The following is a 21,763-nucleotide window of genomic DNA, read 5'->3' on the forward strand; positions in this document are numbered from 1 at the left end:
CCTCCTAGTTGATCTTGCTGCCGATTCTGCCAAAGTCGTCAAAATTCCACCAGATAAAGAATGCACGGCCAACCAGATTATCTTCAGGAACAAAGCCCCAGACACGGCTATCCTTGCTGTTATCACGATTGTCGCCCATGGCGAAATAATGGCCAGGCGGCACTTCCACTTCACCGTCAAACGCCATGCCATTCTCTTCGATCAGCAGCTCGTGGTTTTTATCGCCAAGCTGTTCTTTGTAACGCTTGGTGACGATCATATTGAGGCCGGACCCCACATATTTATAGTCATCAACATAGGTGGTTTCAATCGGCTTGCCATTGATCGTGAGGCGCTTGTCCTTATAGGCGATACGATCACCAGGCACACCCACCACGCGCTTGATGTAATCAATGGAAGGATCAGGCGGATAATGGAACACAAACACATCACCACGCTGTGGATGACCTACTTCAAAGAAAGTCTTGTTCAGAATAGGCACACGCAGGCCGTAGGTGAATTTGTTGACCAGAATAAAATCGCCAGCCAGCAACGTCGGCATCATGGAGCCAGAAGGAATCTTGAAAGGCTCGACAATAAAAGAGCGAATCAGGAATACGGCAAGAATGACGGGGAAGAAGCTCTTGGAATACTCCACTACCACAGGGTCAGCAGCCCCAGCAGCACGTTTTTTGCGCCAGAACAGGCTATCAAGCAGCCAGATAATACCCGTGATTGCCAGCACAGCCAGCATGAATAATGCAAACATCATTTGTCTTCAACCCTCAAAATGGCCAGGAATGCTTCCTGTGGAATTTCAACATTACCCACTTGCTTCATGCGTTTTTTGCCTTCTTTTTGCTTTTCCAGCAGCTTTTTCTTACGCGATATATCACCACCATAACACTTGGCCAGCACGTTCTTGCGCATTGCCTTTACCGTTTCACGGGCAATGATGTTGGCGCCGATAGAAGCCTGAATGGCAATATCAAACATCTGGCGTGGAATCAACTCGCGCATCTTGGATACCAGCTCGCGTCCACGATAAATGCTGTTGGCACGGTGCACAATGAGCGACAACGCATCAACGCGTTCACCGTTGACCATAATGTCGAGCTTGACCAGGTCTGCCGCACGGAATTCAAGAAACTCGTAATCCATGGACGCATACCCACGGGAAACTGACTTGAGGCGGTCAAAAAAGTCCAGCACCACCTCATTCAGTGGCATTTCGTAGGTGAGCATCACCTGACGCCCCATGTATTGCATATTGCGCTGTATACCGCGTTTACCATTACACAAGGTCATCACTGTGCCGACATAATCCTGCGGCATCAGAAGGTTGATGGTAATGATAGGCTCACGTATTTCCTCAACCCTTGATGGTTCAGGTAAGCGTGAGGGATTCTCGATCTGGGTCACTTCACCGGTTTTTAACAGCAACTCATAGACCACTGTCGGGGCAGTAGTGATCAGGTCCATGTCGTACTCGCGCTCCAGGCGCTCTTGCACAATTTCCATATGCAACAAGCCAAGGAAGCCGCAGCGGAAACCAAAGCCTAAGGCACTGGAATTTTCAGGCTCAAACTGCAATGACGCATCGTTCAATCTCAGTTTTTCAAGCGCTTCTCGCAAGGCTTCAAACTGGCTGGATTCGACCGGGTAAAGGCCCGCAAACACCTGTGGCTGTACTTCCTTGAAACCAGGCAAAGCTTCTGACGCCATTTTATCAACCAGGGTCACGGTATCACCGACCTTGGCACTGGTCAGCTCCTTGATGCCTGCGATGATAAAACCCACTTCACCAGCAGACAGCGAAGGACGAGGTCTGGATTTAGGCGTAAACACTCCGACCTGCTCGCACAGGTGGGTGGTTTTAGTTGCCATCATGCGTATCTTGTCCTTGGGTTTCAGTACTCCATCCACTACGCGTACCAGCATAATGACGCCGACGTAATTATCGAACCAGGAATCGATGATCAAGGCCTTGAGAGGCTTTGTCGGATCACCTACCGGGGGCGGGATTTTGGCAATCATGGACTCCAATACGTCCTGCACACCCAAACCGGTTTTGGCAGAACATCGCACTGCCTCAGAGGCATCCACCCCAATCACATCCTCGATTTCCTGCATGACACGTTCAGGATCAGCCGATGGCAAATCGATCTTGTTCAGTACCGGCACCACCTCTACACCCTGATCTATCGCGGTATAACAGTTGGCCACACTTTGAGCTTCTACCCCCTGTGAGGCATCCACCACCAGCAATGCACCTTCACAGGCAGCCAGTGAGCGACTGACCTCATAGGAAAAGTCGACGTGCCCTGGTGTATCAATCAGGTTGAGGTGATAAATCTCGCCATTCAGCGCCTTGTATTCCAGGGCAGCCGTTTGCGCCTTAATGGTAATACCCCGCTCACGCTCGATATCCATAGAATCAAGCACTTGCGCGCCCATCTCGCGGTCGGATAAGCCACCGCAAAGTTGGATAATACGGTCTGCCAAAGTGGACTTGCCATGGTCAATGTGGGCAATGATGGAGAAATTACGGATATTTTTCATGTAGTTATTCGAGATTAAGCCAAGTAAAGAAGGGCGCCGAAGCGCCCTTTTACAACATACTGATTAAGGCCGGATTTTACAGCAAATACCGGCTCTTAGCATATTTACTTGCCAATCTTGACCGGCACATACAAGGTATTCTCTCCTCGCTGCACCAGCAATGCGACTGTCTTGCCAGCAGGCACTGCATTGATCTGCTTGCCAAATTGCTCCAGGCTTTGCACTTCAGTATTGTTAAAGCCCAATACCAAATCGCCACGGCGAATACCAGCTTGCGCCGCGGGCCCTTGAGCATCGACCACGAGCAAGCCATTTCTGCCATTCAGGCCGCGACGTTGCTGCGGTGTTAATTCACGCAAGGTCAAGCCCAGTCGGTTGGATTCCGGCTTGGCATTTGAATGTGGCGCAGCGACGACCTCATCTTTATCCACCGGCATTTCACCCAAGGCGATGTGCAATACTTTGGCAGCGCCTTTACGCAGCACTTCTACTGGCACCTGTTTGCCTGGTTTTGTCGCGCCAACAATCCTTGGCAGATCAGCAGAAGTGACTACGGGTTTGCCATCAAACTTCAGTACAACATCGCCAGTTTCCAGCCCACCCTTTTCAGCAGGGCTACCTTTTTCAATACCGGCGACCAAAGCCCCACTGGTATTTTTCATGCCGAAAGACTCTGCCAGATCCTTGGTAATTTCCTGGATACCGATTCCTAGCCAGCCACGAGCAACACGGCCTGATGCCTTCAATTGATTGGAGACATCTATCGCTACATCAATCGGGATCGAAAAAGATAAGCCCATATACCCGCCGGTACGGCTGTAAATCTGGGAGTTGATGCCGACCACTTCACCTTTCAGGTTGAACAAAGGACCACCTGAGTTACCGGGGTTAATCGCCACATCTGTCTGGATAAAGGGCACAAAATTTTCCTGAGGCAAGGCACGGCCCTTGGCACTGACCACACCTGCTGTCAGCGTACTTTCAAGACCAAATGGCGAGCCAATGGCCACCACCCATTCGCCCACCTTGAGTTGCTCGGGATTACCGATGGCAACCTTTGGCAGCCCTGTCGCATCAATCTTGAGCAATGCAACATCGGTACGACGGTCAGCACCGATGATTTTGGCCTTGAATTCCCGCTTGTCGTTCAGCTTGACGATCACTTCATCCGCTTCGCGAACCACATGCGCATTGGTCAGGATGTACCCATCACTGCTGAGAATAAACCCAGAGCCCAGTGACTGGGATTTGTATTCAGGCTGTTGTTGAGGCCCACCCTGCCCACCAGGAAAGCCTGGAATACCGAACCGACGAAAGAACTCATTCAATGCTTCATCATCAGGGCCTCCTTGAAACGGAGAACCACCACCGGCAGGCCCTACTTGTGCCACCTGGGTAACACTGATATTTACTACAGCCGAACCTTGCTTCTCAGCCAATTCGGTAAAATCAGGCAAATCCTTGGCAAACACCGGAGCAGCAGAAAACAGACCAACAGATAAACAAATTGCTGAAACGGCAATTAGTTTCTTAAACATTTATTCACCTCGTTCAAACGTCACACTCATGCGACTGCCGATGCCACATTGACTGCACGACAAATCGCGACTCTTCACTGCATTGATTTACTACGGAACACTGAAAAATAAGCCCTGGACGATAGTCGCCTACTTTTTGAAGCTGACCGCACTGCCTATCTGGGCTACAGTAACAGCAGGCACTTCGCCTACCACCAATATCTGGTAACCATTGGCAACATTGGCATAAAAGTTTGTTGCGCCTTTCGCCGTCTGACCAATCTTAGGACGAGTGCCCTTGGTCAAAGGTTCAATGAAGAGTGAAACAGAAGCCAGACCATCGGTAAAGATGACCTGCGTAACAGGAGAGGGCTTGCCAGGGACCATACGCGTTACTTGCTGCACCTTGCGGTATCCGGCAGGCAACGCACCTACGGCCCATTCAGCCACTTCCTGTGCGGGCTGCGCATTACCCTCTTCAAGGATATAGTGTTTGCCATGATCGACATTGGGGTGAAACCAATCCATATCCTGATTCTCAAGCATATCAATCTGACTGAATGTCATTTGCTCAAGCATCTGGCTTTGCTCATTAAGCATCAAGGATTTGAGTAACAGGCCATATTCACGATCCGCCCAGAATTTATAGGCATACCGCAATCTATCTTTGGGATCAAGAAATACCACGCGACCATCACGCCCGGCGACACGCTCAATTCCACCGATACGCGCTCGATAACTGGCCTTGATATTATCAACCGCAGTGGGAAGTACCGCAGGGAAAAGATTATGTGCACGCCGCTTTTCCATAATGACTTTTTCGTTTTTTGGACTAAAAATCACGACATCACTGCCCTGGCTCAGCATTTCGCGCGGAATACCATCAAGCACAACAACCCGGGCGTATTCCCCTTGCCCATAGTTCATATGGGTCACTTGGACAGATTTAACGTTTTCGCCCGACTGATAGACAAAAACCCCTTTGTAGCTGAGGTCATGTGCGGCTTGTGCGGCTTTCTGCAACACCTGCCATGGGTCTTCCTGTTCTGCATGTACAATCGCAATCGGAGCTGCCAGCAGGCACGCCAGCAAAAAACGCTTCATCTAGCCACTACTCCGAATAATTTGCAGGCTGAATGTAATACGCGGAATTACTGGACGCTAGGGATTGATGTGCCAGCAAGTAATCTGCAGGCAGGCTTTGTGCAATTTCCATCGGGGAGCTACCGTCGTCCACACTGGTCTGCACTTGCTGCTGCAACACCACCCAACCGACAAAAGCCACAGCGGCCACTGAAGCGGCTACCGACCAGATACGCCCACTCTTGAATATGGATTGCTTGCGCCTTGCAGCGGGCACCAACAGTGCCGGCTCGGCATCCAGTTGCGCCATCAGGCGTTCTGTAAAATCTGCCTTGAATACTGGGTTACCACGCATTGCATCACCAATCAGATGGTAAGTTGCCCAAGCTTCACTAGATTCACCACCCGACTTCAAAGTCGTATACAGGTACTCTGCATCCTCAAGCGCCAGATCTGCATCTATCAGCGCTGAAATTTGACTTTTCATTACCATCTCCTGTTTTCGGGGGTGTCCAGCAAAGGACGCAACTTTTGAGCAATCGTTTCACGTGCCCGGAAAATACGTGATCGTACAGTACCAATCGGGCAATCCATCATGGTGGCAATTTCTTCGTAACTCAAACCTTCAATCTCACGAAGAGTAATGGCGGTTCTTAATTCTTCAGGCAATGCAGCCACGGTATCGTTCACTGTACGGGCAATTTCTTTGCCCATTAACTCAGTTTCAGGCGTGTCCATGGTGCGCAACTCGTTACCATCTTCAAAATTCTCGGCATCTTCAATTTCAATATCACCGGTTGCCTGCGGCCTACGGCCCATTGCAACCAAGTAATTCTTGGCCGTATTGATGCCAATCCGATACAGCCATGTATAAAAAGCACTATCTCCGCGGAAGCTGGGCAGGGCGCGATAAGCCTTGATAAAAGACTCCTGCACCACATCCTCAACTTCTGCCGGATCACGAATCAGTCGTGACAATAAACGCCCCAGCTTACGCTGATACTTATCAACCAACAGGCCAAACGCACGTTTATCACCACCTTGAGCGCGCTCTACCAATTGCTGGTCTATTTCCCGGTTACCCACCGGCGGGGTAGCTGCCATAGAGGCTTTGCTCCCTGTCTGTATTTTATTGACAGTCGGAGTATACCCTCGCACCGTTGTATCAACGAAGCCCAAGCGCGAAAATTCTTCAAAATTATTTGTCTTAATCATAGCCTTCCCTTTAGCTCTTCATGACTAGCTTAGAGGTAGAGACAACGATACACTCGTGAAAGTTCATCAATCTCAAGGTTCATATGCAGCAATACGATGTCCTCATTATCGGCAGTGGTCTGGCTGGGCTCACACTTGCCCTCAAGGTGGGAGCAGACAAAAAGGTTTGCCTGATCAGCAAGCGCAGCATTAATGATGGCTCAAGTAATTGGGCACAAGGCGGTATTGCCGCCGTATTGACCGATGATGACTCAACTGAGGCGCATATTCAAGATACCCTGATTGCTGGTGCGGGTTTATGTGATGCCGCTGTCACCCGGCTAGTAGCAGAACACGGGCGAGAAACCGTGGAATGGTTGATTGAGGAAGGTGTGCCGTTTACACGTGAGGATGACAACAGTGGCTTCCACCTAACTCGCGAAGGCGGCCACAGCCACCGCCGGATTATCCATGCGGCAGATGCCACCGGGCATGCTGTGCAGAAAACCCTGGCAGAGAAAGTCTATCAGCATCCTAATATCACGGTACTAGAAGAGCATATTGCGGTCGATTTGATTACCGCAGGCAAGGTGAACATGGAAGGCAGCGCCTGCCTGGGCGCTTATGTGCTGGATAACACCACCGGCAAAGTCCTCACCATCAGTGCCCAGTACACCATTCTGGCCACAGGCGGGGCAGGCAAAGTGTATTTGTACACGACCAACCCCGATGTTTCTTCCGGCGATGGAGTTGCCATGGGCTGGCGCGCAGGTTGCCGTATTGCCAATATGGAATTCATCCAGTTCCATCCCACTTGCCTGTACCATCCCGAAGCCAAATCATTCCTCATTACCGAGGCAGTGCGTGGCGAAGGTGGCATACTGAAGTTACCAGACGGATCACGCTTTATGATCTGGCATGATGAACGCGCAGAACTTGCACCACGTGACATCGTCGCTAGGGCTATCGACTTTGAAATGAAGAAACGCGGCCTGGATTGCGTTTATCTGGATATCTCGCACAAACCCGCTGATTTCATACTTTCACACTTTCCCACCATCTACCGCCGCTGCTTTGAGTTGGGCATAGACATCACTCGTGAGCCGATCCCTGTCGTGCCCGCAGCGCACTATAGCTGCGGGGGGATCATGACTGACCATATAGGCCGCACGGATATCCCACGCCTGTATGCCATAGGCGAAACCGCCTGTACCGGCTTGCATGGTGCCAATCGGTTAGCCAGCAACTCCTTGCTGGAATGCCTGGTATTTGGCCAAGCCGTCGCCAAAGACATACTAGAACAGCCTCAATTTCCAGCGGTAGACTTGCCCTATTGGGATGAAAGCCGCGTCACGGATGCCGATGAAGAGATCATCATCACGCACAACTGGAGTGAGCTCCGGCGCACCATGTGGAACTACGTAGGCATCGTCCGCACCAACAAACGCCTGACGCGCGCCATGCATCGCATTCATTTATTGAGAGATGAAGTTCATGAGTTTTATAGCAATTTCAGAATCAGTAACAATCTGATCGAGCTACGTAACCTGTTGCAGGTGGCAGAGCTTATCGTCAAGAGTGCAATGGATCGCAAGGAAAGCCGCGGGCTGCACTTTAGTAAAGACTATCCCGACCTCGCTGATGAAGCAGTTCCTACAGTATTGGAACCATCGAACTACTATAGCCTGCTGGACAGCCATCATGGTCACGAACATGACGATGTCGCTCATGCCAACCCAGTATCTATTCCGTAAACCTGTCCATCCAACCTGACGGTCCCGTGATAGCGCTTTCAACGCGCTACTGCGGGACATCACCATACATTACATTCATAAACAATAAGCTCAATATCGCCTGATCACAGGCGCTCATTACCTACCTTTCCGCCCGCAAGCATGGCCCATAGTATCTTTGCCAGAAAAATTAACTTCATTTAACAAATGTAAAAATTCCCATACAAAAATGATATTGATAATCATTACTATATTGTATACATTCACGCTCACATCTTGATGCCACTAATGCCAACAGGTTGATTTTACAGTCTGTTTTCTACTTCATACCCTGGCTCAAGAAGCATATACCCCTTAATACCTGCTGATTACAGAAAGGTTTCAAACAGAGATGCAACCCACTCCCCTTGCTAGGCTGGCCTTATTGACTAGCCTTGGCTTCACAGTACATGGCGCATTTGCCGATACTTCTGCTGCAGGCACGCAAACACCACAACTAGAAGAAATCACGGTCAAGACCAGTGCTGATGTTGTTTCTCCTTATCAAACAGTTATCTCCAACACGGCCACCAAGCTTGATGCACCGCTCCGGGATATTCCACAAACCATCAATGTCGTTCCCAACCAACTGATCCGTGACCAGAGTGCACAATCAATGCAGGATGTCCTGCGCAATGTGCCAGGCATCGGCTTCAGCAATGGCGATGGTCAACGCGACCAGGTCAATATCCGTGGATTCAGCGCGATTGCAGATCAATTTGTTGATGGCATCCGTGACGATGCGCTCTACTTCCGTGACTTGGCGAATGTGGAGCAGGTAGAAGTGCTGAAAGGCCCTGCCGCCGTACTGTATGGCCGAGGCTCATCAGGCGGCATTATCAACCGCATCACCAAGAAACCGGTCGACAAGGCCATGGCTAACCTGACCATGACGCTGGGTAGCTATGACTCACAGCGTTATGAAGCCGACGTTAATCAACCACTTGCTGATAATGTGGGTTTCCGCATCAATGCCGCACGCCAAAAAGCCGATGGTTTTCGCCAGCAAAACTTTATTGATCGGGAGTTCATAGCGCCGTCGCTCCAGCTAGATATCAGTGAAAAATCCCGCCTGCTGCTGCAGGCAGAGTATCTGGATGACCGCAGACTCAATGATTTTGGCATCCCTGCAGTCAATGGCAGACCTGCCCGTGTGTCCATCAAGACCTATTACGGATCATCGGATGGCCGTCACGATGATTACGTACAGAGCCGTGTCAGCGCTGGCACTATCGTGTTTGAGCATAGCTTCAATGACGATGTAAAGCTGCGTAATGCATTTCGTGCCTACTCTTACGACCTGGATCGTAACAACACCGTTGTTACGCGGGTTAACACCAGCACAGCCAACCCGGTTCTGTCGCGCCGTTATAGCACAGTACAACGCCAGGAAGATGGCTACTTCAACCAGACAGATCTCAGTATCAAAGCTAAGGGCTGGGGACTAGAGCATGCCTTGTTATTCGGGATGGAAATCGGTGAGCAAGTCAAGGATGCCTTCTCCGGCGACTTCACTGCGCCGAGCAATATCACACTTTACAACTCTGTGCTGACTGACTCGGTACGCTCAGCAATACTCAGCGGCATTTCCGATTCCACAGGCACCAGCAAGACAACAGGCTTATACATGCAGGATCTGGTCAGCCTGACCGAGCACTGGAAAGCCTTGCTGGGTGTGCGCTTTGATCGATTCAACCAACGTTCTGAAGATAACCGCTCGCCCGCCAAGGTCAGCCGCATTGACGAAGAGTGGAGTCCGCGTGCTGGCTTGGTCTATCAACCTACCGATACCATCAGCATTTATGGCTCTTACAGCAAATCATTCCAGCCATCACAGGAAAACTTCAACTTGGGATTCAGCAACAACGCGGCACAACTTGCTCCGGAAAAAACCACCAATTACGAGATTGGTGCAAAGCTGGACTGGCTGGAAGGCAAACTCTCGACCATGGTGTCACTGTTCAGCCTAGAACGGACAAATATTAAAAGTACTGACCCCACCAATGGCAACCTCCAGATCCCCATTGGAGAACAACGTACTAACGGACTTGAACTATCTGCCATGGGTCGCCTGGCTGATCATTGGGACATCAGTGCGGGCTACGCTTACATGGATGCAGAGATCACCAAATCACCATCACTGGCGAGTGTGCCGATTGGCCCAAGTACCTATCGTGTCGCGATTGAAGGCAATCAACCAGGCCTGACGCCACGTCACAGTGCCAATCTGTGGCTATCTCACCGATTTGGTAATGGTTTTGGCATAGGTGGTGGAGCCGTACTGATGGGTGAGCAATACACCTCCGTCAGCAATGCGGTCAAACTACCCGGATATACTCGTTTTGACGCCAGCGCCTACTATGAAACCGCGCATTATGATCTGCGCCTGACCGTCAACAACCTCATGGACAAAGAATATTTCATTTCAGCCCACGGCGGTGCCGATCTTTATAACACCCCAGGTGCCCCGCGCAGTGCCTGGCTAAGCCTGACACTCAAACTTTAAACAGAGTAGCCATCAAGCCAGACCAGCGCCCAGGGCTGGCTTGATGATTTTCCCTTTTAGATAATCACTCATTGCGTTGACTGTATGTCCACTATAAAATGAGAATAATTCTTATTATTTTTACTCTATCTTTTCATGCTTGGCTCAGCGCATTCCCACCAGATTATTTCCACGCTCTATACCAATCATTACGCTTGGCTACAAAGCTGGTTGCGAAAAAAACTAGGTACGTCGCATGAAGCAGCCGACCTCGCCCAAGACACGTTTCTGCGACTAATCAACAAGGATCGCGAACTACAATCCTTGCGCGAACCCAAAGCTTACCTCACGACTGTTGCTCATGGCTTATTAGTAAACCACTGGCGACGTCAGGCCATTGAACATGCTTATTTAGAGGCATTAAGCGCGCTACCAGAACCCATGGCCCAATCACCGGAAGAAAAAACCTTGATTCTGGAAATACTGGAGCAGATTGCCACACTGCTAGATGGCTTATCCATCAGAACTCAGCAGATATTTCTACTCTCGCAACTGGATGGACTGACTTATCCGCAGATTGCCAAAGAGATGGGATTAACCGTCAATGTAGTCCAGAAAGCCATGACCAAGGCGATGACACATTGCTATGAAGTGTTGTACGCCTGAGTCATTATGTAATGGCAAATAACATTAAACCAACGACCACCAAACAGGCCATTCACTGGTTCGTTCGATCCGTCTCTGGCACCATGTCCGATCAAGAGCAAGAGGAACGAGATCAGTGGCTAGATGCTAATCCTGAACATGCACAGGCCTGGCAGCGCATGCAAGGTATCAGTAGTCAGTTGCAACCATCCGAAGCTAGTCAATCGCCCCTCATCCGCTCAACCTTGGTCAGCAGCGCAAACATGCAGCGACGACGCCTGCTTAAAGGGCTGGCATGGACAAGCTCGCTGCTCACATCTGGCTGGATAGCCAAGGATCAACCTTTTGTACTTCGCCATATTGCAGACTTCTCCACATCCACTGGTGAGCAGCATGAGGTGACCTTGGCTGATGGCACCCACATCATCATGGATACCAACACCATGCTCAATATAGCGTTTAACGATCAACAACGACACATCAAGCTGATCAGTGGCCAAATCATGATTGCCACCGCAAAAGACCCTGCCATGCGTCCATTGATTGTCAGCACAGAAGACGGCAGCCTCAAACCTGTAGGAACACGCTTCAGCGTCAGGCGTGATGAAAGCGACAAAGTCACCAGGCTCATTGTTACCGCTGGTGCTGTGGAAATGCGTCCTGCCAAAAATCCAAACACTGTAGTGACAGTCTATGCCGGACAACAGTCCTATTTTGACAGCATGCATGTTGCTGCAATCAGCTCTGCCCATGAGGTCGACACAGCCTGGACCAAAGGCATGCTAAGTGCAGAAAGAATGCGGTTAAGCGACTTCCTCAATGAACTTGCTCGTTATCGTACAGGCTGGCTGCATTGCAGCCCCGAAGCGGCAGATATTTTAGTCACCGGCACTTACCCCCTGCATGCTCGGGATGCAACAGACCACATCCTCAACGCCTTACAGGAAACACTCCCCATCAAGCTTAACTTCCGTACTCGTTATTGGATCACTGTAGGCAAAGCCTGACGAGAGCTCGCAAAAATAATTCACATCTTTAGGCAGTTTTTTTATTCTGCGCTGGCATACCCCATAGAGGCAGTCAATTCACATCATCAATGCGATGTTCTGCCGACAATCATCAGATTAAAGGGGATTCCATGAAACAAAATGGCCACAGTGCCGCAGAAATATCCATTTCTGCCTTCTGCCAACAACCTGTTGTCAAAGCGATGTTTTGCCTGACTATCGGCATCGCCAGTCTACCATTACCACAACCAGTCATGGCTGCTGAAGCCGTTAGTCAGCAAAAACACACATTAACTATCAATGCTGGCTCTCTTGATCAAGCCTTGAGAGCATTTGGCACCCAGACCGGTATTCTCATTTCAGTCAATGCAGCACTCACCAACAACCTGACTTCCCAAGGTCTTAAGGGCGAATATACCGTAACAGAAGCCTTTAACCTGCTATTAGCAGGCACAGGCCTGGCACCGACTCGCAAAGATGGAAGCCAAACCTATACACTGCAAAAAATCCCGGCAGAGAAGCTGGAAAAGCATTCCAGCCAGTCTTTACCTGAAGTCAATGTCGTCAGTACTCGTGAAAACGCTTGGGGGCCTATAGACGGCTATGTGGCAAGAAAAAGTGCCAGTGCCAGCAAGATGGATACCAATCTGAAGGAAACGCCGCAAATCGTCTCGGTCATTGGTGCTGAGCAAATCCGTGACCAGGCTATTTCCAGCGTGACTGAAGCAGTACGCTATTCAGCTGGGGTGCGTGCCTGGGATTATGCAACAACTGATGATGACATAGCAGTGCGAGGCTTCTATCTCACGGGTACTGGCTTATATCGCGACGGCATGCGTCTAATCCACAATGGCTTTATGTCCAATATTGAACCGTATGGTATGGAAAAGCTGGAAGTGGTGCATGGTCCAGCCTCAGTATTGTATGGTCAAGCGGCTCCAGGAGGATTGCTCAACGCAGTGACAAAACGCCCACGCGCTGATATGCGTAATGAGGTAGGCATAGAACTTGGCAGTTTTGGACGCAAGCAGGCCAAGCTCGATGTGGGTGGACAACTCGACCAGGATGGTCATGTGCTCGCCCGCCTGACCGTATTGCAACGTGAATCCGGCACCCAATGGAAATATCAGGACAATGACCGTCTGTACATCGCGCCCTCTCTCACCTTCCAGAATGAAAGTACCCGATTGACATTGTTGGCGCAGTACCAACAGGACGACCTGGGCTTTGTCATTCCCTATTACCGCCATACACCCACTGGAAAATCAAAGGACAATATCAATATAAATGGCCCACATTCGGGCCATAAGAAAGAGAGTGCGTCTTTCGGTTACCTGTTTGAACATGACTTCAATGAAACTTTCAGTGTACGCCATAACCTGCGTTATCTAGATGGCAGCAATGATCGAAGGGAAATGCGCAATCGTGGCTTAAGAGCTGATGGTCGAAGCGTTACCCGTTTAGCGATGTATCGGCCTGACTCAGAACAAACCTGGGTAGTAGACAACCAGGTTGAAGCTCGTTTTAACACTGGTAGTATTTCGCACAAAACTATCATTGGCTTAGATTATTATCGGTCAAAACTGAATTTACCTATTTACTCTCTCAATGGGGCAGTAGCACCGCTTGACTTGCTAACACCTGGCTATGAGGTACCTGATTGGGGCAATAATTTCCTGTCAGATGATACTCGTGCGGAAAATCTTCAGATTGGATATTACCTGCAAGATCAGATTCACTTTGGCAAGCATTGGGTACTTAGTCTTGGCGCACGTTATGATAATGCAGACACTGACTCCCTATACAGGGTACGTGCCAACGCTAATGCCCCGTTGACGACTACACGCCACCAGCGTAGCGATCACGACTTGACCGGACGTATCGGACTAATCTATCTGGCTGATAACGGTTTAGCTCCATACATCAGCTATAACACGTCATTTCAGCCCCCAATATCAACCACAACCACCGTGGATTATTACGGTAATGTATTTGAGCCAGAAAAGGGAAAGCAGTTAGAGTTAGGCTTACGCTACATGCCTGATGGGGCGCCATATAGCATTACAGCTGCGGTGTACGAACTCACAAAGACTAATGTCCGTACTATTTCTCCTCTAGACTCTAGAAGAGAAGTGCAAACTGGCGAAGTGCGTTCTCGCGGGTTTGAGCTTGAAGGGGCGGCCAATTTGGGGAGTGGCTACTCAATGTTAGGTAGCTATACCTTTATAGATACCGAAATTATCAAGAGCAACCAGCCATGGGAAGTAGGTAGTGCATTTGCTGCGGCACCCAGGCATGTCGCCTCTATTTGGGGAAAATACCAGCAAGGCAGCTTTTCTGCGGGGCTGGGTGTAAGGCATGTAGGGACTGCACTGGGCGCGCTTCCATTGGAGGGTATAGAAACCCCGAAAAATGATCGCTACACCCTACTTGATGCAATGGCAGCCTATGACTTTTCTCATCATTGGAGATTGGCGGTCAACGCAAGCAACCTGACAGACAAGGAATACCTGACCCAATGTAACAATGTCCGCGGTACCGGTGAGTTCTGCATCCTCGGTTACGGTCGCGACATTCGCGCTTCAGTCACTTACGTCTGGTAAATATCAGCGCCAGGCTCATGGTCTGGCGCTATCCTCAAAAATTCAATGCAAGTTGTTTCATCATCATTCGAAATGATCATTATCCCGTCTCATCTTGAAAGCAGACACTATGCGCTAGCCTTAGCCTGCATGCAGGCAATATAAGCCTCAGCATCAGGGGATCCGCCATGGCGCTGGGCTTGCCAGATGGTCTCTGCCAGGCAGTCCATCAGGTCATGTTGTGCCTGGTAGGCATCATCATATTTGTGCCATAGCGCATGATAAGCCGCCTTGATGCCGGGTGGCTGATCAATGGCCACCTGTTCGAGAATGGAAAGATGCAGACTCATATGCAGGAAGGGATTGGTTTCCCCCATTTCCGGGAAATAAGCTTGCTCTTTATACGTGTCAGGCGCATTCAAGACATAGTGGTATTCAGGATGCATTTGCATCACTTCCACCGCCAGTTTTTCCAGTTCGGTCAATACAGCGTGTTGCTGAAACTTGGCCCAGGCATCAAAAAAGAATTGACGCACCTGATCCCGGCTGGGATTAAATAAACTCACGCTAGACTGCCCTTACCTGCATGACCTGCGGTGCAAAACCATGGTTCAGCGGGCCTACACCTGCCCCAGTGCTAACATGGGAACCAGCATACAGTGCAGAGCGGACGTAAATTCGTGCCGCCTGGACCGCATCCGCCAGACTAAAACCTAATGCGAGGTAAGCAGCGATGGCAGATGAGAGAGTACATCCTGTGCCATGCAGGTTATGGGTGGAAATACGTAATGAATGCAGTTTGAGTAACTCGGTCAACGCTCCAGATGAGCTGGCCTGGGCCAGAATATCGACTACATCATGGCCCGGCAAATGCCCGCCTTTGAGCAGGATGGCATGCGCTCCTTGCTGCAATAATTGCTGCGCCGCCTGCTCCAGCTCATCAGTCTCGGTCAATGGACGTCCCAGCAATAACGCGGCCTCGTCCAGATTGGGTGTGACGACCAATGCACGGGGGAAGAGTTTTTCCACCAACACAGCCACCGCTTCATCAGAAATCAACTTGGCCCCGTTGGCGGCTACCATCACCGGATCCAGTACCACTTGCGTCAGTTGATGTGCATCCAGTGCCGCTGCCACGGTTTCTACGATTTCTGGCGAATGCAGCATGCCTATTTTCACGGCATCCACACCAATGTCTTCTACCACGGCATCTATCTGGTCACGCAACATTTGCGGTGGCACGCTATGAATGGCACGCACGCCTTGTGTATTCTGCGCCGTCAGGGCAGTAATCGCCGTCATGCCATAACAGCCCAGCGCCGAAAAAGTCTTGAGATCCGCCTGAATACCAGCACCACCGCTACTATCAGAGCCCGCGATCGACAATACACGCGGATAGCGGTTGATGGATGATGGAAATGCTTGCTCGCTCATGTCTGCCCTTCATTGGCAAATAATCCTAAAACCACAGAATACTGCAATAACTCATTACGCCCGAACATTGGCGCAATTTCTCCATTGCCGTAAAAACCGATAAATGGCATGGCAGGATAATACTGCTTGAGCAATTCGATATCCCGATCAATGCCACCATAAAAATATGGACCGCGCCCCATGCAGGAAAACAACAGGCCAAACACTGGCGAACCAGGCAAACTGGCACTAATGGCTTCAATCTGCTCACTCAAATTGTCTTGTGCCGCCTCTGTATCACGCAGCCCCCAAGCAAGCCACTGCCCTGCTGCAACCTGTTTTGATACGGTAACCGACTGTTCAGCAAGATTGCCACTAATGAGCGAGGCCATGGTGTAATCGCCCAGCTCAAGCTGTTCCCGACTATTGGCAAACACTGCCATCAGCTTGTGATAAGGCAGGCCCTGGCCTTCAATCGAAGCATCAGCCTCATGCGCCTGCTGCAATCCAGCAAGCGCCGGTTTTCCTGCCAATGCCTTGACGTCATGACCACTGGCAGTACTCACCTGCTGAGGTTTGGTCAGCAACTTGAGCCCATGTGCAGCCGCCACGGAGCCGGTAACGCCCTGCAAGGCCACCTCACAATATCCACGCACTGTGCCTTTGCCATTCTCCCAGACCGAAAACGGGCCTTGACCGGTCACATCGCCGGAAACCCCACCAAACCGCATCCCTGGCAGTTGTAACCAGGTGGTATTGACCGCATTGGGTGCGGTCAGTGTCAATAACCACTGTGCTTGATTGGGCGCTGCCATATATTGCAGAGAGGCTCCCTCACCCAATACCAACACGGCCACAGCTGGCACATCCAACGCCCAATCCTGATCGGTAAAAATACCCGTAGCAGAACAACCGACCACTTGTGTTGTGCTTGCAGCCGCTGCCGCAGCACGGATAGCGGGCAAGGGATTATCAGCAAAATCCTCGGTGAGAAATAACAATACGCTGCTTGCAATCTGCAAGCCTGCGGCATCAAGCGCCAACTTGACCGCCTCAGCCGCCAATTCAGGCACTGCCTGCCGCCCACGGACAAATCCTGTCCCTACTTTCAAGCAAGCATCTCCAAGTTATTGACCGTAGGCTTGGCCTTGAACTCACATAAGTCATAGATCACGCATTCTTCGCACTTGGGTTTGCGCGCCACACAGACATAGCGGCCATGCAAAATCAATAAATGATGGGCATCCTGCATATACTCCTTGGGCACCGCCTTCATCAGCTTGGTTTCCACTTCCAGCGGCGTCTTGCCCGGGGCAAGGCCAATACGGTTACCCAAGCGAAAAATATGCGTATCGACCGCAATGGTCGGCTGACCAAACGCGGTATTGAGAATCACATTGGCTGTCTTGCGCCCTACTCCAGGCAGACTTTCCAGGGCCTCCCGCGTATTGGGCACTTCACCTCCATAGCTTTCCACCAGCATATGGCAGGTGGCAATCACATTCTTGGCCTTGCTGCGAAACAGGCCTATGGTCTTGATATAGCGTTCCAGCCCTTCAACACCCAGATCAGCAATAGCCTGTGGCGTATTGGCGACCGGAAACAACTTGGCAGTGGCAATATTCACGCCCTTGTCTGTTGCCTGGGCAGAGAGAATCACGGCAATCAGCAACTCAAACGTACTATGGTGAACCAATTCTGTTTGCGGATTGGGGATAGCGATACTCAACCTGCGGAATATCTCGTGCCGTTTTTCTGCATTCATTGATTATTCATATCCTGAGTAACTACTGGCATTGCTGGCTGCTTTATGGCCTTGGCTCTGGCCATGGCGGCTGCAATCGCAGCCTTCCTGGCATCCACATCAGCCTGAGGGCCAGGGTCCATCTTTACTGGTGTCCGCTCACTAGCTTGCCGCGCCAATCGTGCCACATGCCTTTTACGTGCTGCATCGGCCACTTTGCGTGCAGGGCTATCCATCTGCGTGTAATTCCATTCCTGCACCGACAAAGGCTGCATGCTGATACAGTCCACCGGGCAAGGCGCAACACACAATTCGCATCCGGTGCACTCTGAAGCAATCACGGTATGCATCTGTCTTGCAGCGCCCAGAATGGCATCGACCGGACAAGCCTTGATGCATAGCGTGCAACCTATACATACATCCTCATCAATTACTGCCAGCATCTTGGGGCCAAATGCACCATGCTCATTGTTAAGGGGCTGATAGGGAGTGTTTAATATCGAGGCCAAGGCATGTATTCCAGCCTCGCCACCTGGCGGGCACTGGTTAATCGCCGCATGCCCACCAGCCAGCGCCTCGGCATAAGGGCGACAACCAGCGTAACCGCACTGCGTACACTGTGTTTGCGGCAGCACGGCATCAATACGGTCAATAAGCGTGGTGATTTCCCTCAAGTCATGCACTTTCATCATCAAGGTTGAAATTATACCTGCCTGCCAAGCGGCGTCAGCTTTTCCAGGTACCATCCCGTCATAAATTCTAAGGCAGCCCCATGGCCATCGGGCACCGCATTGAATCTATGAGACGTAATCAAAGGCTTCAACTTCTCACCCATTCAATATTTTAGGCTGCAAGAACATCAACAGGGCTCACTCTCAACGGGCTTTTACAAAATGAATGCGGCCTTTTTACCTGCAGCACAACGCTTGATGCAGGGTATAATTCCTGCATACTCACAACCCTAGCAGCAGCATGGCACTGATCCGCCAAGAAGACTTTATCAGCAGCATCCACCAGGCTTTGCAATACATTGCCTGCTATCATGCGCCCGACTTTCTGCACGCCATGCATCAGGCTTGGCAGCGAGAACCCTCACCTGCCGCGCGTGACGCCATCGGCCAGATTTTGATTAACTCCTATTTGTGTGCCAACGGACATCGCCCGCTTTGTCAGGACACCGGTATTGTCGTGGCCTTTATCCAGGTGGGCATGAGTGTGCAATGGCAGGCTGAGCTGAGCCTGCAACAGATGGTGGATGAAGGCGTGCGTCTGGCATATATGGATGCAGATAACCGCCTGCGCGCCTCGATTGTAAGCGACCCTGCAGGCAAACGCCTCAACACTAGAGACAACACGCCCTCAGTGGTACACGTAGAAATGGTGCCTGGCAACACAGTAGAAATTCATATTGCGGCCAAGGGTGGTGGTTCAGAAAACAAATCCAAGCTGGCCATGCTGGAACCCTCTGACAGCATTGTGGACTGGGTTTTGCAAGTGGTGCCGGAAATGGGTGCAGGCTGGTGCCCGCCAGGCGTGCTGGGGATAGGCATTGGTGGCACAGCTGAAAAAGCCGTTTTACTCGCTAAACAATCATTATTTTCAGCCATTGATATTCAAACCTTGCAGGCACGTGGCCCGCAAACACGTGCGGAAGAGTTACGGCTGGAAATCTACGAAAAGGTCAATCGCCTGGGCATAGGTGCACAGGGACTAGGCGGCCTCACCACCGTGCTTGACGTCAAGATTCTGGAAGCGCCGACTCACGCTACATCATTACCTGTTGCCATCATCCCCAATTGTGCCGCCACGCGTCACGTACATTTCACGCTAGATGGCAGCGGCCCTGCACAACTGCCAGTCCCCAAACTGGAGGATTGGCCACAGGTTGCACTGGATGCCAGTACGCCCATGCGTCGAGTCAATCTGGACACCTTAAGCAAGGCTGACATCACGGATTGGCAACCGGGCGAAAAGCTGCTGCTCTCTGGCAAACTGCTCACTGGCCGGGACGCCGCGCACAAACGCATTGTGGACTTGATTGCCCGTGGAGATGCTATGCCGGAAGGGCTGGATTTCACCAACCGCTTTATCTATTACGTTGGCCCGGTAGATCCGGTAGGGGAAGAAATTATAGGCCCAGCTGGACCGACCACCGCTACCCGCATGGATAGATTCACTGACACCATGCTGACCAGGACCGGCCTGCTTGGGATGATAGGCAAGGCAGAACGTGGAGAGTTGACGGTCAATGCCATACGCCAGCATCAATCAGTTTACTTGATTGCTATTGGTGGGGCGGCCTACCTTATTTCCCAGGCCATCAAGGCATCCCGGGTTGTAGCCTTTCCGGAACTGGGCATGGAAGCCATTTACGAATTTACGGTAGAAGATATGCCTGTCACTGTAGCCGTAGACAGTCAAGGCCATTCAGTGCATGAGTCAGGCCCTGCCGAATGGCGGCCACGGATCGCTGATATCCCCATATTCAGTCACTAAGGAACGTGAATGGCCAAGTTGTTTACCCCCATTACCCTGCGCAAAACCGAGATCAAGAACCGCATTTTTGTTGCTCCCATGTGTCAGTACTCTGCAGTGAATGGCATCGCCAATCATTGGCATCTGGTGCACTTGGGCAGCTTGGCAGTCGGTGGTGCGGGCCTGGTGATGATAGAAGCCACTGCCATATCGCCTGAAGGGCGCATCACCCCTTCCTGTCTGGGGCTATGGTCAGAAGAACATGCACAGGCACTGCAGCCTATCGTGCAGTTTATCCGGGAACAAGGGGCCACCCCAGCCATCCAGATCGCCCACGCAGGCCGCAAGGCTTCATGCGATGTACCCTGGCGTGAAAGCAAATTCCTAACTAAAGAACAAGGCGGATGGCAGACCGTTGCACCTTCTGCCATTCCGCTCACCTCCAAGCATGCCACTCCGGTTGAGCTGAGTCATACCGATATCCAGGCAATTGCTGCACAGTTTAGGGCAACGGCAGAACACGCACTCGCGATTGGTTTTGAAGTACTGGAACTTCATTGCGCTCATGGTTATCTATTGCATGAATTCCTCTCGCCGCTTTCCAACCAGCGCCAGGATGAATATGGTGGCAGCCTTGAAAACCGTTGCCGCCTCGTATTGCAGATTGCCAAGGATCTCCGCGCCTTCTGGCCACAGGACAAGCCGATGTTTGTACGTATTTCTGCGACAGACTGGGTCGAAGGTGGCTGGGATATAGAGCAATCCATACAGCTGGCAAAATGGTTGAAAGCACTTGGCATAGACCTTATCGATTGCTCCAGTGGCGGCTTGATCCTGGATGCCAAAATACCGGCTGGTCCTGGTTATCAAACGGTATTTGCCGAGCGTATCCGCAACGAAGCAGGAATAGCCAGCGGTGCTGTGGGCATCATCACCTCAGCATTGCAGGCAGAGCATATCCTGGCGACCGGGCAGGCAGATGTCATCCTGCTGGCACGTATATTATTAAGTGATCCGCACTGGCCGTTGCATGCAGCCAAGGAATTACATGTAGATTTAACCTGGCCGGAGCAATATGTTCGGGCCAAGCACCTATAAGGAAAACAGAATGAAATGGACTGATAGTCAGCGCATTGCTGAAGAGCTATTTGATCAACACCCTGATGTGGATCCCAAAACCATCCGTTTTACCGACCTCTATGACTGGATACTGAAGCTGGAAGGCTTTAATGACGACCCCAGCAAGTGCGGTGAGAAAATCCTGGAAGCCATACAACTGGCCTGGATAGAAGAAGCAGAATAAAA

The 21,763-nt window shown here is 50.9% G+C and carries 19 protein-coding genes; 8 read left to right on the forward strand and 11 right to left on the reverse strand.

The window, feature by feature from the left end:
• Positions 1–4: 4 nt before the first annotated feature.
• The 6 genes from lepB to rpoE form a co-directional block, all read right to left on the reverse strand.
• Entirely contained in the window at positions 5–751 is a 747-nt protein-coding gene (lepB, locus tag LG201_RS06225; RefSeq protein ID WP_226771294.1) for a signal peptidase I, read from the reverse strand.
• The gene (gene lepA, locus LG201_RS06230) at positions 748–2,541 is read right to left on the reverse strand and encodes a translation elongation factor 4 (RefSeq protein WP_226771295.1); all 1,794 of its coding nucleotides are present in this window, start codon (positions 2,539–2,541) and stop codon (positions 748–750) included. The genes lepB and lepA overlap by 4 nt, the downstream gene beginning before the upstream one ends.
• A 104-nt stretch (positions 2,542–2,645) precedes the next feature.
• A complete protein-coding gene (locus LG201_RS06235; RefSeq protein WP_226771296.1) occupies positions 2,646–4,079 on the reverse strand; it encodes a DegQ family serine endoprotease in 1,434 nt (477 codons plus the stop codon).
• Between the two features lie 129 nt (positions 4,080–4,208).
• Positions 4,209–5,162: a MucB/RseB C-terminal domain-containing protein gene (locus LG201_RS06240; RefSeq protein ID WP_226771297.1), complete on the reverse strand. Its 954-nt coding sequence runs from the start codon at positions 5,160–5,162 to the stop codon at positions 4,209–4,211.
• Positions 5,163–5,169: 7 nt separating this feature from the next.
• Positions 5,170–5,628 (reverse strand): sigma-E factor negative regulatory protein, encoded by a 459-nt coding sequence (locus LG201_RS06245; protein WP_226771298.1) that lies wholly within the window; start codon positions 5,626–5,628, stop codon positions 5,170–5,172.
• Entirely contained in the window at positions 5,628–6,245 is a 618-nt protein-coding gene (rpoE, locus tag LG201_RS06250) for an RNA polymerase sigma factor RpoE (protein ID WP_226771299.1), read from the reverse strand. Before rpoE ends, LG201_RS06245 begins: the two co-directional genes overlap by 1 nt.
• 194 nt (positions 6,246–6,439) lie before the next feature.
• On the opposite strand from rpoE, the gene nadB reads away from it, so the two are divergent.
• From nadB to LG201_RS06275, 5 genes are all read left to right on the forward strand, one after another.
• Positions 6,440–8,089 (forward strand): L-aspartate oxidase, encoded by a 1,650-nt coding sequence (gene nadB, locus LG201_RS06255; RefSeq protein ID WP_226771300.1) that lies wholly within the window; start codon positions 6,440–6,442, stop codon positions 8,087–8,089.
• Positions 8,090–8,459: 370 nt separating this feature from the next.
• The gene (locus tag LG201_RS06260; protein ID WP_226771301.1) at positions 8,460–10,613 is read left to right on the forward strand and encodes a TonB-dependent receptor; all 2,154 of its coding nucleotides are present in this window, start codon (positions 8,460–8,462) and stop codon (positions 10,611–10,613) included.
• A 135-nt stretch (positions 10,614–10,748) separates the two neighbouring features.
• Entirely contained in the window at positions 10,749–11,258 is a 510-nt protein-coding gene (locus tag LG201_RS06265; RefSeq protein WP_226771302.1) for a sigma-70 family RNA polymerase sigma factor, read from the forward strand.
• Between the two features lie 11 nt (positions 11,259–11,269).
• Positions 11,270–12,244, forward strand: coding sequence for a FecR domain-containing protein (locus LG201_RS06270; RefSeq protein ID WP_226771303.1), 975 nt, complete (start codon positions 11,270–11,272; stop codon positions 12,242–12,244).
• A 131-nt stretch (positions 12,245–12,375) separates the two neighbouring features.
• Positions 12,376–14,847: a TonB-dependent siderophore receptor gene (locus LG201_RS06275; protein WP_226771304.1), complete on the forward strand. Its 2,472-nt coding sequence runs from the start codon at positions 12,376–12,378 to the stop codon at positions 14,845–14,847.
• A gap of 107 nt (positions 14,848–14,954) precedes the next feature.
• On the opposite strand, the gene LG201_RS06280 is transcribed toward LG201_RS06275, so the two are convergent.
• From LG201_RS06280 to rsxB, 5 genes are read right to left on the reverse strand one after another with little or no spacing between them, the layout of a single operon-like run.
• Positions 14,955–15,392 (reverse strand): DUF1841 family protein, encoded by a 438-nt coding sequence (locus LG201_RS06280; protein WP_226771305.1) that lies wholly within the window; start codon positions 15,390–15,392, stop codon positions 14,955–14,957.
• Position 15,393: 1 nt separating this feature from the next.
• Positions 15,394–16,260, reverse strand: a complete 867-nt coding sequence (gene thiD, locus LG201_RS06285) for a bifunctional hydroxymethylpyrimidine kinase/phosphomethylpyrimidine kinase (RefSeq protein WP_226771306.1) — start codon at positions 16,258–16,260, stop codon at positions 15,394–15,396.
• On the reverse strand, positions 16,257–17,351 hold the full coding sequence (locus LG201_RS06290; RefSeq protein WP_226771307.1) for an FIST C-terminal domain-containing protein: 1,095 nt from the start codon (positions 17,349–17,351) through the stop codon (positions 16,257–16,259). Before LG201_RS06290 ends, thiD begins: the two co-directional genes overlap by 4 nt.
• Positions 17,348–18,004: an endonuclease III gene (nth, locus tag LG201_RS06295; protein WP_226771308.1), complete on the reverse strand. Its 657-nt coding sequence runs from the start codon at positions 18,002–18,004 to the stop codon at positions 17,348–17,350. The genes LG201_RS06290 and nth overlap by 4 nt, the downstream gene beginning before the upstream one ends.
• Positions 18,001–18,675, reverse strand: a complete 675-nt coding sequence (gene rsxB / locus LG201_RS06300) for an electron transport complex subunit RsxB (RefSeq protein ID WP_404809715.1) — start codon at positions 18,673–18,675, stop codon at positions 18,001–18,003. The genes nth and rsxB overlap by 4 nt, the downstream gene beginning before the upstream one ends.
• Before the next feature lie 280 nt (positions 18,676–18,955).
• On the opposite strand from rsxB, the gene LG201_RS06305 reads away from it, so the two are divergent.
• From LG201_RS06305 to iscX, 3 genes are read left to right on the forward strand one after another with little or no spacing between them, the layout of a single operon-like run.
• Complete coding sequence (locus LG201_RS06305) at positions 18,956–20,479, forward strand: fumarate hydratase (RefSeq protein ID WP_226771309.1); 1,524 nt, start codon at positions 18,956–18,958, stop codon at positions 20,477–20,479.
• Between the two features lie 9 nt (positions 20,480–20,488).
• On the forward strand, positions 20,489–21,556 hold the full coding sequence (locus tag LG201_RS06310) for an NADH:flavin oxidoreductase/NADH oxidase (RefSeq protein ID WP_226771310.1): 1,068 nt from the start codon (positions 20,489–20,491) through the stop codon (positions 21,554–21,556).
• 10 nt (positions 21,557–21,566) lie between these two features.
• Positions 21,567–21,761, forward strand: coding sequence for a Fe-S cluster assembly protein IscX (gene iscX, locus LG201_RS06315; RefSeq protein WP_226771311.1), 195 nt, complete (start codon positions 21,567–21,569; stop codon positions 21,759–21,761).
• The last annotated feature ends 2 nt before the right edge of the window (positions 21,762–21,763 follow it).

It is taken from the genome of Methylobacillus gramineus, from assembly GCF_020532675.1.
Classification (GTDB): Bacteria; Pseudomonadota; Gammaproteobacteria; order Burkholderiales; family Methylophilaceae; genus Methylobacillus; species Methylobacillus gramineus.

Excerpts from the sequence above, each read along its gene's own strand:
- rsxB (WP_404809715.1), bottom strand. The coding sequence starts at position 18,675 with ATGATGAAAGTGCATGACTTGAGGGAAATCACCACGCTTATTGACCGT.
- rpoE (WP_226771299.1), bottom strand. The coding sequence starts at position 6,245 with ATGGCAGCTACCCCGCCGGTGGGTAACCGGGAAATAGACCAGCAATTG.
- nadB (WP_226771300.1), top strand. The coding sequence starts at position 6,440 with ATGCAGCAATACGATGTCCTCATTATCGGCAGTGGTCTGGCTGGGCTC.
- thiD (WP_226771306.1), bottom strand. The coding sequence starts at position 16,260 with ATGAGCGAGCAAGCATTTCCATCATCCATCAACCGCTATCCGCGTGTA.
- nth (WP_226771308.1), bottom strand. The coding sequence starts at position 18,004 with ATGAATGCAGAAAAACGGCACGAGATATTCCGCAGGTTGAGTATCGCT.
- LG201_RS06260 (WP_226771301.1), top strand. The coding sequence starts at position 8,460 with ATGCAACCCACTCCCCTTGCTAGGCTGGCCTTATTGACTAGCCTTGGC.
- LG201_RS06245 (WP_226771298.1), bottom strand. The coding sequence starts at position 5,628 with ATGAAAAGTCAAATTTCAGCGCTGATAGATGCAGATCTGGCGCTTGAG.
- LG201_RS06270 (WP_226771303.1), top strand. The coding sequence starts at position 11,270 with ATGGCAAATAACATTAAACCAACGACCACCAAACAGGCCATTCACTGG.
- lepB (WP_226771294.1), bottom strand. The coding sequence starts at position 751 with ATGATGTTTGCATTATTCATGCTGGCTGTGCTGGCAATCACGGGTATT.
- LG201_RS06240 (WP_226771297.1), bottom strand. The coding sequence starts at position 5,162 with ATGAAGCGTTTTTTGCTGGCGTGCCTGCTGGCAGCTCCGATTGCGATT.
- iscX (WP_226771311.1), top strand. The coding sequence starts at position 21,567 with ATGAAATGGACTGATAGTCAGCGCATTGCTGAAGAGCTATTTGATCAA.
- LG201_RS06265 (WP_226771302.1), top strand. The coding sequence starts at position 10,749 with ATGCTTGGCTCAGCGCATTCCCACCAGATTATTTCCACGCTCTATACC.
- LG201_RS06305 (WP_226771309.1), top strand. The coding sequence starts at position 18,956 with ATGGCACTGATCCGCCAAGAAGACTTTATCAGCAGCATCCACCAGGCT.
- LG201_RS06275 (WP_226771304.1), top strand. The coding sequence starts at position 12,376 with ATGAAACAAAATGGCCACAGTGCCGCAGAAATATCCATTTCTGCCTTC.
- lepA (WP_226771295.1), bottom strand. The coding sequence starts at position 2,541 with ATGAAAAATATCCGTAATTTCTCCATCATTGCCCACATTGACCATGGC.
- LG201_RS06235 (WP_226771296.1), bottom strand. The coding sequence starts at position 4,079 with ATGTTTAAGAAACTAATTGCCGTTTCAGCAATTTGTTTATCTGTTGGT.
- LG201_RS06310 (WP_226771310.1), top strand. The coding sequence starts at position 20,489 with ATGGCCAAGTTGTTTACCCCCATTACCCTGCGCAAAACCGAGATCAAG.